The 14,842-nt window shown below is 48.3% G+C and carries 14 protein-coding genes; 4 read left to right on the forward strand and 10 right to left on the reverse strand.

Annotated elements, in window-relative coordinates; translation table 11 throughout:
• Nucleotides 1–426: outer membrane beta-barrel protein (locus A3751_RS06405; RefSeq protein WP_068453527.1), on the reverse strand; the 426-nt coding region annotated here is incomplete at its 3' end.
• 296 nt (nucleotides 427–722) lie between these two features.
• On the opposite strand from A3751_RS06405, the gene A3751_RS06410 reads away from it, so the two are divergent.
• The 3 genes from A3751_RS06410 to A3751_RS06420 all read left to right on the forward strand — a co-directional run bounded on the left by A3751_RS06410 (nucleotide 723) and on the right by A3751_RS06420 (nucleotide 4,690).
• A complete protein-coding gene (locus A3751_RS06410) occupies nucleotides 723–3,503 on the forward strand; it encodes a methyl-accepting chemotaxis protein (RefSeq protein WP_068453529.1) in 2,781 nt (926 codons plus the stop codon).
• Between the two features lie 106 nt (nucleotides 3,504–3,609).
• Nucleotides 3,610–4,131, forward strand: coding sequence for an RNA 2',3'-cyclic phosphodiesterase (gene thpR, locus A3751_RS06415; protein WP_068453531.1), 522 nt, complete (start codon nucleotides 3,610–3,612; stop codon nucleotides 4,129–4,131).
• Between the two features lie 28 nt (nucleotides 4,132–4,159).
• Nucleotides 4,160–4,690 (forward strand): lipocalin family protein, encoded by a 531-nt coding sequence (locus tag A3751_RS06420; protein WP_068453533.1) that lies wholly within the window; start codon nucleotides 4,160–4,162, stop codon nucleotides 4,688–4,690.
• A gap of 19 nt (nucleotides 4,691–4,709) precedes the next feature.
• Here A3751_RS06420 and alr read toward each other — a convergent pair whose 3' ends face one another.
• The 6 genes from alr to rpsF form a co-directional block, all read right to left on the reverse strand.
• On the reverse strand, nucleotides 4,710–5,795 hold the full coding sequence (gene alr, locus A3751_RS06425) for an alanine racemase (protein ID WP_068453535.1): 1,086 nt from the start codon (nucleotides 5,793–5,795) through the stop codon (nucleotides 4,710–4,712).
• Nucleotides 5,796–5,808: 13 nt separating this feature from the next.
• Nucleotides 5,809–7,176: a replicative DNA helicase gene (gene dnaB / locus A3751_RS06430; RefSeq protein WP_068453537.1), complete on the reverse strand. Its 1,368-nt coding sequence runs from the start codon at nucleotides 7,174–7,176 to the stop codon at nucleotides 5,809–5,811.
• Between the two features lie 167 nt (nucleotides 7,177–7,343).
• On the reverse strand, nucleotides 7,344–7,790 hold the full coding sequence (gene rplI / locus A3751_RS06435) for a 50S ribosomal protein L9 (RefSeq protein ID WP_068453539.1): 447 nt from the start codon (nucleotides 7,788–7,790) through the stop codon (nucleotides 7,344–7,346).
• 89 nt (nucleotides 7,791–7,879) lie between these two features.
• Nucleotides 7,880–8,743, reverse strand: coding sequence for a hypothetical protein (locus A3751_RS06440; RefSeq protein WP_068453542.1), 864 nt, complete (start codon nucleotides 8,741–8,743; stop codon nucleotides 7,880–7,882).
• Between the two features lie 68 nt (nucleotides 8,744–8,811).
• Nucleotides 8,812–9,042, reverse strand: coding sequence for a 30S ribosomal protein S18 (gene rpsR / locus A3751_RS06445; protein ID WP_068453544.1), 231 nt, complete (start codon nucleotides 9,040–9,042; stop codon nucleotides 8,812–8,814).
• 20 nt (nucleotides 9,043–9,062) lie between these two features.
• Entirely contained in the window at nucleotides 9,063–9,500 is a 438-nt protein-coding gene (gene rpsF / locus A3751_RS06450; protein WP_068453546.1) for a 30S ribosomal protein S6, read from the reverse strand.
• 279 nt (nucleotides 9,501–9,779) lie between these two features.
• Between rpsF and argF the strand changes: the two genes are divergently transcribed.
• Nucleotides 9,780–10,784 (forward strand): ornithine carbamoyltransferase, encoded by a 1,005-nt coding sequence (gene argF, locus A3751_RS06455; RefSeq protein WP_068453548.1) that lies wholly within the window; start codon nucleotides 9,780–9,782, stop codon nucleotides 10,782–10,784.
• A 1-nt stretch (nucleotide 10,785) separates the two neighbouring features.
• Here argF and tilS read toward each other — a convergent pair whose 3' ends face one another.
• From tilS to A3751_RS06470, 3 genes are all read right to left on the reverse strand, one after another.
• The gene (gene tilS, locus A3751_RS06460; RefSeq protein ID WP_068453550.1) at nucleotides 10,786–12,012 is read right to left on the reverse strand and encodes a tRNA lysidine(34) synthetase TilS; all 1,227 of its coding nucleotides are present in this window, start codon (nucleotides 12,010–12,012) and stop codon (nucleotides 10,786–10,788) included.
• Complete coding sequence (locus A3751_RS06465; RefSeq protein WP_068453555.1) at nucleotides 11,999–12,949, reverse strand: acetyl-CoA carboxylase carboxyltransferase subunit alpha; 951 nt, start codon at nucleotides 12,947–12,949, stop codon at nucleotides 11,999–12,001. Before A3751_RS06465 ends, tilS begins: the two co-directional genes overlap by 14 nt.
• Before the next feature lie 117 nt (nucleotides 12,950–13,066).
• Nucleotides 13,067–14,842: exodeoxyribonuclease VII large subunit (locus A3751_RS06470; RefSeq protein ID WP_156492288.1), on the reverse strand; the 1,776-nt coding region annotated here is incomplete at its 5' end.

A 14,842-nucleotide genomic window follows, 5' to 3' on the forward strand; every position in this document is an offset into this window, starting at 1 on the left:
GTCCGCATCAAAAAGCTGCTCTTGCAGCCCTACACCATAGGCAAAGCCTTCAAAGCGCTCGGTGCTCAAGCTTTGACTTGTGTCTTCTCTCTTCAACTCAAGCTCGTGCGACGAAAAACCCAATAAGATAAACGCCTTTGTACCTCTTCGCGAGGGAGACTCAAAACGGGCACCGACACCGTAGCCCAACCCGACCGCTTGATTCAAGTTGTTGTCTGTGTCGTCCACGACCCCTTGGCTTACAAAAGCCTCCAGAGAGATGAGTTGATGAACGTACAACCCGCCCTTGAGCTCTGTCGCCCCCAACTGAAAATCTTTCTCGTCCACAGATTGCAGGACGACATTACCGGCCAACTCGGCATACGCTGCAGGTTCAGCATTGGCAACGCTCGAAGAGATAAAAAGCACAAATAGAAGTAGTCGCATAGTTTTGTTGTTGTCTTTGTTATACGTATTGAGCTGGGATCGTCTCGCATCTTGCGACTTATAACTAATAAGAATTAAAAGCTAACGGCTTTTTCTATAATCGTTTTAACACAAACAGCGAAAGAACAAATCTCAACTATATTCTAGTTCCGTCACGACAGGAATGTGACGCCAACATTGGTTACTTAAGAACGCAAAAGCGTCATCAAAGTTAAAGGATTTTCTCACGACTCGCTAACTAAAAGAAGTGGGAAGTAGAAGTTTAGGACAAGCATTTAATCCAACGGGCGGGCAAGATGAATATGTTCGAAAATCTCAGTTTAAAAATGAAGCTAGGGCTCGGCTTTGCCATCCCTCTCGTACTGTTCACAATTATCTCGGTGGTAGGAAGCCAGACGCTTTCCCATCTTATAGAGAGCCAAAAAACAGTCGATAAAGACCACAAGATTATCGAAAAAGGGGACGAGTTGTTCGCCGCTGTTACCGAAATGGAGTCCGGCTTACGAGGCTACCTCATCACTGGAAGAGAAAGCTACTTAGAGCCTTACCGAGAAGGGAAACAACATTTTGATAAGCTTATCGAGGCCGTTGCACCGCTTATTCAAGATGACTCAGCGCAAACAAGTCGCATTGATCAAGTTAGAATGCTGGAGCGTTCGTGGCAATCTGAGCACTTTCGCGAAGCAATAAATCTGCACGAGAAAATACTCTCAGGGGAGAGGCCATTAAGTACACTGACAAGCTTCGTAACGTCCAGTAATGGCCCCGTCTACATGGAAGACATGCGCAAGATTCTGCAAGATTTTATTGCCGAAGAACGCAAGTTGATCGCGATTCACCAAGATGAAAATAGCGCAACTGCTAGCTTTGCAACCACGAGCACGTACTTGGGCTCAGGCATCGCGATACTGATCGGCATTATCGCTGCCGCACTACTGACTCGAAACATCACTCGAGCGCTTGGCGGTGAGCCATCCTATGCCGCGAGCGTAGCAACCAAAATCGCTAACAACGAGCTTGGCGAAGATGTCCAGGCCCAAGAAGGCGACGAGACAAGTTTGATTGCCGCAATGAAGGCCATGCAGATCAACCTCCGACAGCGCATGGAAGACGACCGCATCGCATTGGCCGAGACTTCCAGAATCAAAAGTGCGCTGGATGTCTGTGATACCAATGTGATGATGGCAGACCCGGATTTCAACATCGTTTACATGAACGATGCCATCAAAGATATGATGGCCACCGCAGAATCCGATTTGCGCAAGGATCTTCCTAACTTTGATGCGCGCAACCTGATGGGTAAAAACATTGATACTTTCCACAAAAATCCCGCTCATCAACGGAATATGATTGAAGGACTCAGGGATACATTCCGAGGCGATATCAACGTCGGCGGACGCACCTTTGGTTTAATCGCGACCCCGATTTTTGGCGAGAATCAAGAGCGCTTAGGCACCGTTGTCGAATGGGATGATAAAACAGAGCGCTTGGCTCTTGAAAAAGAAGCCGCAGCGATCGCCGCAGACAACGCACGCATTAAAACAGCACTCGATAGCGTCACTGCAAATGTGATGATGGCCGATGCAGATCGTAATATCATCTATGCAAATGATGCCGTACTGGACACACTTCGCGCGGCAGCAGACGATATTCGCAAAGACTTGCCGAACTTCAATCCCGAAACATTAGTCGGCGGTACAATCGATCAATTCCACAAAAACCCTCAACACCAGATCCAAATTTTGGATCGCCTGACGAGCACTACTCGAACAAAAATCGAGGTTGGTGGCCGCCACATGCACCTCATTGTGAACCCTGTGAGCGATAAAGATGGCAACCGTATCGGTACCGTTGTTGAGTGGAACGATAAGACCGCAGAAGTTCGCATTCAAGAAGAGATGGACAACATTATCGCCGCGGCAAACGATGGCGATCTCAGTGAGCGCATTGGACTAGACGATAAAGACGGATTCTTTAAACAACTAAGCACAGGTTTAAACACCCTACTTGATAAAACCTCTTCATTCGTTCACGACATGAGCCATATGTTTGAGGCGATGTCCGAGGGCGATCTGACAACCACCATTACAAATGAGTACCGTGGTGAGTTCGACAACATTAAAACCAACGCCAATAACACCGTCACTAAGCTAAATGAGGTGTTATTGAAGATTCAAAATGCTGCAGGAGCCGTTAGAAGCTCTGCCAACGAAGTCGCACAAGGCTCGGACGACTTGAGCCGACGAACAGAGTCTCAGGCCAGTTCATTGGAAGAGACTGCGTCCAGCATGGAAGAAATGACTTCTACCGTGAAGCAATCGAGTGAGAATGCCTCGGAAGCAAACAACCTTGCCGCTGAAGCGAAATCGAAAGCGCAGGCCGGTGGCGAAGTTGTGGAAGATGCCGTCAATGCCATGAGCGAGATCCTCGACTCAAGTAATAAAATTAACGACATCATTGGTGTTATCGACGAGATTGCTTTCCAAACCAATCTACTCGCGCTGAATGCTGCAGTTGAAGCAGCACGTGCAGGCGAACAGGGCCGCGGATTTGCGGTTGTCGCGGGCGAAGTTCGAACCCTTTCACAACGCTCTGCCGCAGCGGCAAAAGAGATCAAAGATTTAATCAGAGATAGCGTGAGCAAAGTGGAGTCTGGCTCCACTTTAGTGAACCAGAGTGGTGAAACGCTTGCGGACATCGTCTCTGCCGTTGATCGTGTAGCTACCATGATCAATGACGTAAACAATGCTGCAATTGAACAAAACGCAGGCATTAGTCAGATTAACCAAGCAGTTACCCAAATGGATGAAATGACGCAGCAGAACGCAGCACTCGTCGAAGAGACATCGGCTGCGAGCCGCAGTATGTCGGAAGAAGCCAACAATATGGCGAGCATGATTTCATTCTTCAGCCTACAGGGAGGCATGAGCATGTCAGCAGCACCCATGATGACAGCATCTGCACCGGCACAAGCCGCGCCCGTAATGACCTATGAGCCACCAAGAGCGAGCAGTGGCAGCAGCGGCGATAGCAGTGCAGCCTCTTTCTCTAGCCAAGATGACTGGGAAGACTTTTAGAGAAGCCTAGGCTTCGAGACAACAAGCCCGGATACCCTCCGGGCTTTTTTTTGCTTTAACGTGCTAAAGTAACAAACCACTTGAAGCGATAAGATATAGTCTTGAGATGCGACTCTTTACTGCGTTAGACATTAAACCGGAAGATAGAAAACGTATCTTCAGCTGGGCAGACAGTTATCTTCTTTTACCAACAGGAAAAATCGCACAGACCAATTATCACATTACCTTGGCATTCTTTGGCGACATCCAACAACAGAACATTGAGCCTCTTGTTAACCAACTTACGACCCTCAACGAACGCTCCTCCCTCCGCCCCTTCTTAATACGATTAGATCAGGTCGCCTTTTGGCCAAAAACTGGCATTATCTGGATTGGCCCAAGTGCTTGGCCACAGGATCTAAGCCGTTTGTCAGCAAGTCACGCAAGTGCCGGAACACGCTATGGTGCAAGAAAATCCAACCGAGCATATCAACCACACATTAGTCTCACGCGTGGAGCCCAAGAGATGTCTCCACCTCTACTTGCTCCTGCAATCGAGTTGCAGATCAGCGACGTAGCGTTATATGAGTCACAGCAGAATTCATATGGAAAAGTCGAGTACCACCCTGTTGAGCGCTGGCATTTATAAATCAAATTACGAGAGAGACTCTGTCTTTATGGATAACTCAAACAAAATTCTGTTCCCCATCCTGCTTTTAATGGCAGCGCTATTGAGCGGCTGCACCGGGATTCCAAAAAATGTTCAACCTGTTTCAGATTTTGAGTTAGATCGCTATTTAGGTAAATGGTATGAAATTGCGAGACTAGACCATAGCTTCGAAAGAGGACTCAGCAAGGTCACTGCAGAGTATACTTTGCGATCAGACGGCGGCGTGCGAGTTCTCAATAGAGGCTATTCCTTGGAAGAACAAACATGGAACGAGGCGGAGGGCAAAGCGTATTTTGTCGAAGACTCTAAAACGGGGCACCTTAAGGTCAGTTTTTTTGGGCCCTTCTATGCCTCGTATGTCATTGCCGAACTAGATCAGAAAAACTATCAGCATGCCTTCATTACCGGACCCGATACAGACTACCTATGGCTACTATCACGCACGCCTGAGATCACTAAAGACACGCGCGCAGAGTTTTTAGAATTTGCACAAACAAAAGGTTTTGCCACGGAAGAGCTCATCTGGGTCGCGCAATAAGTTCCGCGCAAAGGAAGCACTATATACAAACGCGAGGGACTCGGGCTGTAATCGCAGTGCAAAGCTGATAGGAAATTGTGCCAGCATGCTCTGCGACTTCATCAATTGAGAGCTCGGCGCCCCAAAATTCGACTTCAGAGCCGATATTAACATTGCGCACTTCGGTCACGTCGATGGTAATCAAATCCATAGATACACGACCGACAAGCGGGGCGCGCTGACCATCGACCATAACAGGTGTCCCGCTAGGCGCATGACGGGGATAACCATCGCCGTAGCCCATCGCCACCGTTGCAATAATGGTTTTTCTCAGTGCCGTCCAAGTATCTCCGTACCCCACCGTCTCACCTGTTTCAATCTCACGGAGGGCAATCACTTCGGATTTCAAATGCATCACCGGCTTTAAACCATCCGTTACTGAAGGGATCAAAGGTACCGGATTGCCCCCGTAAAGTACGATTCCTGGGCGAACAATTTGCTCTTGAAACTCGGGATGAAGCAACAGCGCTGCCGAATTACACAAGGACAATGATGGTGCTTGAGCAAGCTGATTCGCATCTGAGCCGCTCAGCACCGAATGAAAGCGGCTAACCTGAGTGGATATAGAAGTGCTTCGCGGGTCATCAGCACTGGCAAAATGGGTCATTACAGTCTCTAACTGCATCTTTTTGGATTTACCAATCCTTTGCAGACAGTCTCGGAAATCATCTTCATTCAAGCCCAGGCGATGCATACCAGAGTCGACTTTCAACCAAACCCGTCCTTCATAACCCGCATTCTCTAGACAGTCTAGCTGGAAAAGACTATGGATCACAAAGACCGCTGAATGCCCCCTAAGTTTGTCAACGCAAGCACTATTGAATAAGCCCTCTAGCAAGATAACCTCACCAGAATAACCAAGATCAATCAAGGTTAACGCTTCTTCCACGCAGGCTACCGCTACGCGATGATGCTTAAAAGCGGGCAAAAGGTTCTCAACCCCATGGCCATAGGCATCCGCCTTGACCACCAGCAACAGCTCTGAGTTGGACGCTTGGCGCTGAAGAAATTGAATGTTCTCTGAAAATGCGGCTTGGTCGATATAAGCAACTGCTGGTCTAGACATAGCCTATAGCGCCTTAAAACTCGTTATTGTAATCAACGTGAGCAAGATCATTAAACTTGGTGAACTGGCCTTGGAACTGCAATTTCACCTTGCCGATCGGGCCGTTACGTTGTTTACCAATAATAATCTCGGCAATACCTTTATCAGGACTCTCTTCGTTGTAGTACTCGTCACGATAGATAAACATAATGACATCCGCATCCTGCTCAATCGCTCCTGATTCTCGCAAATCAGAGTTCATCGGACGCTTATCCGTTCGTGATTCCAGACCTCGGTTCAACTGAGAAAGCGCCACCACCGGACACTGCAACTCCTTCGCTAAAGCTTTAAGAGATCGCGAGATCTCAGAAATCTCCGCTGTTCGGCCTTCATTCATTCCTGGTATTTGCATTAGCTGAAGATAATCGACCATGATCATACCAATCTGACCTACTTCACGAGCAACGCGGCGCGCGCGCGAACGCACCTCAGTCGGGCTCAAGCCAGCAGTATCATCAATAAATAGAGGCCTATCTTTCAGAATCTTTGCCGCAGATGAGAGCCTCGGCCAGTCTTCCTCATCTAACTTACCCGATCGCACCTTTGTTTGGTTAATCTGACCAAGTGAGCTGAGCATACGCATCAAGATTGAGTCAGCCGGCATCTCCATACTAAAAACTAGCACAGGCACTTCCGCTTTTATCAACGCGGACTCAACGAGGTTCATCGCAAACGCTGTTTTACCCATCGACGGGCGCGCTGCAACGATCACCAAATCTGAAGACTGCAGGCCTGACGTCATGTCATCGAGATCTTTGAAACCCGTGGTGACACCGGTAATACCGTCAGGGGCATCAAACAGCTCTTCAATCCGCTCCAGAGTTTTGGTGAGCACTGGGTTGACACTGACGGGGCCGGTTTCCTGCCCCGCACTGCTCTCAGATATCTGGAAAACCTTCCTCTCCGCTTCGTCAAGCAATTCGTTCGTGCTGCGTCCAGTAGGATTAAATGCGCTGTCAGAAATTTCGCCAGAAATCTGAATAAGTCGGCGTAAAACAGCACGTTCATGCACGATATTGGAGTAAGAGCGAACATTACTTGCACTCGGCGTTTTTTCGACCAACTCCGTTAGGTAGGCCATCCCACCGGCATTTTCGAGCTCGCCAAGCCGCTGCAACTCTTCAGAGACGGTGATGACGTCAATCGGATTTCCCTGAGTCGCAAGGCGACTCACCACACGAAACAATAGACGGTGGTCCTGACGATAGAAATCATCCTCAATAACCTTATCACCAACAACATCCCACTTGCTGTTATCAAGCAGCAACCCTCCAAGAATCGATTGTTCCGCTTCAATAGAGTGTGGTGGGGTTTTTAATCCTAAGGTTTCTTTGTCGGACACAGGCTAGAGAAACTCCGAAGTATGGCAGGGTTCAAAGGGTAAGATTATTCGAAAACTCACAAACAAATAAGCCCCAAGAATATACAGGATATCCTTAGGGCTTAGAAGCAGATGCCAACTTAAAAAATGGGCGTCTGCTATTTCTTATCCGCGATCAGCGGAAAGAATTATTCTGCTACAACAGCTAGGTTGATAGTCGCAGTTACATCACTGTGCAACTGGATATCAATCTCGTAGTCACCAACTGCACGGATCGGACCTTCAGGAAGGCGAACCTCAGATTTGCTAACTTCGGTGCCAGCAGCGGTTACCGCATCTGCTACATCGCGAACACCAATTGAACCAAACAGCTTACCTTCATCGCCAGCTTTTGACGTGATAGTAACTGATTTCTCGTTCAACTCAGCTGCACGAGCTTCTGCTGCTGCCAATTTCTCAGCAGCTGCTTTTTCAAGCTCTGCACGGCGCGCTTCGAACTGCGCAACATTCTCTGCGTTTGCAGGAACGGCTTTGCCAAATGGAACCAAGAAGTTACGACCAAAGCCAGATTTAACTGTTACTTTGTCGCCAAGACCGCCTAGCTTACCAACTTTTTCGAGTAGAATGACTTCCATCTCGCTATCCTCAACTATTAAATCGAATTGTCTCTTTGTGCGAACAAGGATGTTTCTTCACAGCCATCTTCTTCAACACAAGCGCTTCGTTATGCGTCTGGTGAAGACTGAACCCTACTTCTTATATCTACTGCGCTATCCAATAAAGCCATGAGCGCAATGATTGCTAAGAAGGTCGGGAACAGAACGACGACTAATGCGTAGAAGCCGATCATCCATTGTCCGCCTAAATTTTTCTTGCCGATCAAACCGTGCACTAACGCGAACCCGCAAATCAGAATTGGTACTAAACCACTGAAAACCAGTAGATAGCCATCCAATCCAATAGCAGGCCCAATCAACATAACAATAACTATTGCTGTCATGTCCATTGAACTCATACGAAGCTGGTGAAATTCTTCCCGCCAGCCCCCCGGCTTAAACAATGCTGCCTGCCAAGACCGCGCGAGAAACAAACTCCCCACGCTCATGGCAAAAAATGATGCTGCAAAGCTCGCAATTAGTAAGGCATGGAATGAAGCCCTAAGCTCATCATCTACCTGTAGCTGCGCATCTTCGGCCAACTGTTTGAGAAGTTCATCCGTCACAGTGAGCAACATTTCTATCGCTTCGGGCATCAAAACTGGTGTCATAACACCAATCAAAATACTGAATCCAAAGCCAAACAACAGTGTTCTGCGCATGGAAACGCTGATTCTCAAAACCTCTGCCAAAGCAAACGTTGATATCAACACTACCAATGCGGTTGGATCGTGCAATCCGAGCCACCAACCCAAAGCAGGTATCGCGGCCCATACGAATACATTGAGTCCCTTCGCCGTACCATGACGTAACGTTACTAACGCAACCGTCGCAGCACCGAGCCAGAACATCATTGGAACTAAACAAGCTACAAAGGCAACCCCTGCAGCGTTGCGCGGCCCCTTCATGGCAAACCGGGCTAATTCACGCATCAAAGCGCTTCCTCAAGTATTCAAGTAAATTTTCAACCGTCCCCAATTAACTCGAGACGGAGCCACCATTACTCGTGGTGGTTATCGGTGTACGGCAACAATGCAACGTAACGAGCACGCTTGATTGCTGTCGCCAACTGACGCTGGTATTTCGCTTTTGTGCCGGTAATACGGCTAGGAACGATCTTTCCAGTTTCAGTGACATAACCTTTTAAAGTATCTAGATCTTTGTAATCGATCTCTTTAACGCCTTCTGCAGTGAAACGGCAGAACTTACGGCGACGTAAAAAACGAGACATAGTCTTCTCCTAATTCCGAATTACTCTTCTGTTGATTCAGCGCTGTCGCCAGCTGCTTCTTCTGTGCCAGTTTCTGCTTCAGCTTTTGGCGCTTCTTGACGAGGCGCTTCTTGACGAGGCGGACGACGGTCATCACGGTTTTGAGATGCTTTAATTGCAGACTCTTCGGTAACCGCTTCTTTACGACGAATGACCAAGTCGCGAATAATCGCATCATTGAATCGGAAGTTATGAGAAAGCTCTTCAAGCACTTCGTTGCTACATTCGATGTTCATCAAGATGTAGTGTGCTTTGTGAATTTTGTTGATCGGGTAAGCCAAGTGACGACGACCCCAATCTTCCAGACGGTGAATCTGACCACCACCGGTAGTGATTAGGTTGCTGTATCGCTCAACCATACCTGGCACCTGTTCGCTTTGATCAGGATGTACCAAGAATACGATCTCGTAGTGACGCATAAATGCTCCCTTTGGATATATAGCCTTAAATCAAAAATTTGTTTTAAAGCAAGGAGTTACAATTTAAACGGGTAAACATGCAAAAAGCAATGATGCCCACCCGCAGTTTTTCGAGCCGCGCATTCTAATAGCTCACCCCGCAAATAGCAAGGCGTTCGATACGATTCGCCACGTATTACGCCCAAAAAATCGTAACCGCCTTTAGCGTCCCCATCGACTCAAACTACACATTCCCGAACTTTTTGCTATCATCGCTGCTTTAAAAATGCGGAGACGACTATGAGCTTCTCGCTCAATGGAAAAAGCTTTACCAAACTGCTCGACTTCAACGCAGACGAAATTGGCGGCCTGCTAAGTCTCGCCAAGCAATTAAAAACCCAAAAGCGCACTAAGACCGAGCAGAAACACCTCCTTGGCAAAAACGTCGCACTCATTTTCGAAAAAGCATCGACGCGCACACGCTGTGCGTTTGAAGTTGCTGCATTCGATCAAGGCGCCTGCGTAACCTACATTGGCGGCGGTTCTCAGATGGGAGAGAAAGAGTCTGTAAAGGACACAGCTCGCGTCTTAGGCCGAATGTATGATGGCATTGAATTTCGTGGTTATCGCCAAAGCGATGTTGAGGCATTGGCAAGGTATTCTGGCGTACCTGTGTGGAACGGCTTGACCGATGAGTTTCATCCAACCCAGATCTTGGCTGACTTCTTAACCATGATTGAGCACTGCGAGGGCAAGGAGCTGTCCAAAGTCAAATTTGCCTATCTTGGCGATGCGCGAAACAACATGGGTAACTCCTTGATGGTAGGCGCTGCGATCATGGGCATGGACATTAGACTTGTTGCTCCTAAAGGTTTCCACCCGGAACAAAGCCTAGTGAACCGATGTCTTGAAATTGCAGCCAAAAGCGGCGCAACAATCTCACTAACAAACGATGTGGCTGACGGCGTGGCGGATGTTGATTTCGTTTATACCGACGTCTGGGTTTCAATGGGTGAACCAAAAGAAGCTTGGGATGAACGCGTTGCGCTAATGAAACCGTATCAAATAAATTCAGCACTCATGGCTCAAACAAACAACAAGAACACAAAATTCATGCACTGCCTCCCCGCATTCCACAACAATGAAACGCGCGTCGGTAAAGAAATTGAAGAGACTTATGGCCTGAACGGGCTAGAGGTCACTGAAGACGTGTTCGAGTCAGACGCCAGCATTGTGTTTGATCAAGCAGAGAACAGGATGCACACTATCAAAGCGGTGATGGTGGCGACATTAGGTAATCCTTAATTCAGCGCTCTTCGATATGCGAATCGGCAACGGTAAAAATGCTTCGGCCGTTTCGCATATCAATAACGTCCAAGATCTTTGCGCCAACATCACTCGAACCCCCATAACGCACCTTTAAAAAAGGTCGCTGCCAAGGCGGAATTCGCAAACGCTTCTGCCACTGCTTTTTAGTGAAACCTCGAATCTTTTCACGTTTACCGAGCTCACCCCAACTCTCAGCAACGTCAGAGTCTTCAGACTGGCTCTCACCAGTAAAATCTGACTCCACAACAAATATCGCATCCGCATAGCGACGCAAGCTTAAGCCAGCCCAGTCGATGCGAGGCTGCGCATCCTCCTTAGCCGGAATTAACTCATTCCAAACGCGCTCAAACGAAGCAGCCGTCGGCTGGGCAAGCGCTAAATCACGTAACCACCAGCGAAGCAAATCTCGTTGAGACTCTGCCTCTAGCAACCTCAAGACTTTGAGAGAAAGCCCTACCTCGCCGTTAAAAACAGCAACACACATTTTTGGGTAAAGCGCCTTAAAAAGACGGCTCGACAACGCATTCAACCTACGATGACCATGCACCAACTCAGCCAAAATAACGAACAGTTGTGGCTCTTGTTTCTGCAATTTAGGCAGGACTTGATGCCGAATACGATTACGGGCAATGCACAATGCCTTATTGGAGTCATCCTCAACCCACTTTAGGTTATGCTCTACCGCGTAGCGCTCAAGATCTGCTCGCCGAACATTAAGAAAGGGGCGAAATAAAACGCCAGATTGAAGCTCTCTGGATTCAGGAATACCGGCCAGCAAACTTCCATCACCACGCCGCATAAGCCGCATTAATATCGTTTCGAATTGATCATCCTCGTGATGCGCCATCAACAGCACATCTCTGCAAGACAAGTACTGGTTAAATGCCGCGTAACGAGCCTCTCGCGCAGCACGCTCGAAGCTCCCGCCCGAGCCCCTAATCGAAACACGTTCAACAATAAGCGGTATGTCTAGGCGCTCACATTCAGCCCGACAGTGCTCTGACCAACGATCGGCATGCGCACTAATGCCGTGATGAACATGGATCGCCTTTAGTTGAATCCGCCGTTTTGAGGACTGAGTTTTTGCGGCGCGCTTCGCCAAATGAAGTAAGACAGTGGAGTCTAGCCCACCACTATAAGCAACATAAAATGTGGAAGAATCAGGATAAGAAGCGAACGCTCTTTCCAGTTTAGCCTTTATCATACGCAGTTAAGCGCTGATAACGCTCTTCGATCAACTCTTCGACCGGAGTGTCGCGCAGAGCGCGAATATCAACAAGCAGACGCTCTTTGAGCGACTCGGCCATAGCTTGCACATCTCGATGCGCACCACCCAGAGGCTCTTCAATAATCTGATCAATCAAACCCAGCTCTTTCAACCGAGGGGCCGTCACACCCATCGCGGTTGCAGCATCAGCCGCATACTCGGCACTTTTCCAGAGGATAGACGCGCAGCCCTCGGGAGAGATGACAGAATACGTTGCATACTCCAGCATGTTCAATCGATCACACACTCCGATCGCCAATGCGCCACCAGAGCCTCCCTCACCGATCACCGTTGAGATAATCGGGGTTTTCAAACGCGACATCACGGCAATATTGCGCGCAATCGCCTCGCTCTGACCACGTTCCTCAGCACCAATACCGGGAAACGCTCCAGGCGTATCGATTAAGGTCACAATGGGCAGATTAAAACGCTCAGCCATTTCCATTAACCGTTTTGCCTTACGGTAGCCCTCTGGCATCGGCATGCCAAAATTACGTTTTACTTTTTCTTTAACATCCCGACCTTTTTGCTGGCCGATCACCATTACGGAATAGGAGCCAAGCCTTGCCAACCCTCCGACAATGGACGGATCGTCTGCAAATGTTCTATCGCCATGCAACTCTTCAAATTCGTCAAAGATCTGGTCGATATAGTCCAAGGTGTAAGGTCGCTTAGGATGGCGCGCAATACGGGTAATATCCCAAGGCGTTAGATTTGAGAAGATCGACTTAGTTTGCGCGATGCATTCACGTTCCAGACGCTCTATTGCGTCAGTCAAATTCATATCTTGGCTATTACCGACCATACGTAACTCGGAGATTTTCTCTTCGAGGTCGACAATCGGCTGTTCAAAGTCAAGGTACTGTAAATTCATATAAACCCAAGTCGAAAACGGTGTATGCCTAATACGGCCTTCCATACAGCTGAATGGAACGCAGAACGCTCCAAAGACAAAGTGCATTAGGCACAAGTATAGCCGTAATTTAAAGCCCTAATTGTACTCAAGAATGACTTTTTCTTTACCTAAAATATGCGCAAGCTCAAAGAGCGCCTCATCATCCGGCCTAAGTCGCCATGCTTCACCTAATGCAATCGTCGTCTCGGCATCGTTACGACAGTAGCGAAGAGTTACCGGGCAGCCGCCACCCTGATAAGGCGCCAGCACACTTTTAAGCTCTTTGAGGAAACCATTCTTGAACTGATCTGCATGCACATTCAAGACAAGTTGAGATGCATATTGCTGCCGGGCATCGACCAGAGACATCACCTTATCAACACGTAGCTTTAAATTGCCCGAGAAGTCGTCATGACTCACTCCACCCTCAATAACAACGACGGTGTCTTTATTGAGTTGATCTTTAAACTCATCATAAGCGTCAGAAAAAAGCGTCGCTTCAATGCGCGCAGAACGATCATCCAAGGTCACGAAGCACATGTTTTGGCCGCGCTTATTTTTCATTAATCGCAAATCAACAATTAAGCCCGCTATCGCAATCTTATTGCGACTAGGCTTCAAATCAATAATCGCATTGCGCGCAAAGCGACGCACCTCAGACTCATACTCATCAAAGGGATGCCCAGTGAGATACAAACCAAGAGTGTCTTTCTCATGTGCGAGGCGCTGCTTTTCAGACCACTCCCTAATTCCTTCCGAGCGCTGGTAAACATCATCAACACTCTCGTCCGGCACAACAGCGCCAAACAAATCACTCATACCAGCATTTTGATTGCGAGAGTTCTGATCAGCACGTTTGATCGCTTCCTCTATCGTCGCCATCAAGCGCGCTCGATTCGGGCCAATTTCATCCAGTGCGCCGGAAAAAATCAGAGCTTCAAGCGCTCGCTTGTTCACCTTGCGCAAATCAACACGGTCGCAAAAATCAAACAGGTTTTTGAACGCGCCACCTTCAGCACGCGCCGCTAGAATACTTTCGACTGGCCCCTCGCCCAAGCCCTTAACCGCACCCAAGCCGTATACAATTTGACCCTGTTCGTCCACAGTGAATGTATAGTCACTGACATTTACATTTGGCAGAACGATAGCAAGCTTCATCTTGCGACACTCTTCAATGAGCGTGACCACCTTATCGGTGTTTTGCATATCCGCGGTCAGCACCGCCGCCATAAATTCCGCAGGAAAGTGTGTTTTCAACCAAAGCGTTTGATAGGAAACAAGTGCATAAGCAGCAGAGTGCGATTTGTTAAAACCATAGCCAGCAAATTTCTCTACCAGATCAAAGATTTTGAGCGCCAAGTCGCCATCAATACCCTGATCAATCGCCCCGGACTCAAACAAGCCTCGCTGCTTGGCCATCTCCTCAGGCTTTTTCTTACCCATTGCCCGACGCAATACATCCGCGCCGCCAAGCGTATAACCGGCAAGAACCTGCGCGATCTGCATTACCTGTTCCTGATAAACGATAACCCCGTAGGTTGGTTCAAGAATAGGCTTCAGGCTCTCATGCTGAAAATCCGGATGCGGATAAGCCACCGGTGCACGGCCGTGCTTACGGTTGATAAAGTCGTCAACCATACCTGACTCGAGAGGCCCCGGACGAAACAGCGCAACTAGCGCGATCATATCTTCTAGGTTATCAGGCTGAAGCCGACGAATCAGATCCTTCATACCGCGTGATTCCAGCTGGAAGACGGCCGTCGTCTCAGCGGTTTTTAGCAGTCGAAACGACTCTGGATCATCAAGCGGAATACGCTCAATGTTTATCGCCTCTTTACCCTCTTGTTCACGCCTTGGATTGATCATCTTCAA

Source organism: Oleiphilus sp. HI0080 (genome assembly GCF_001635135.1).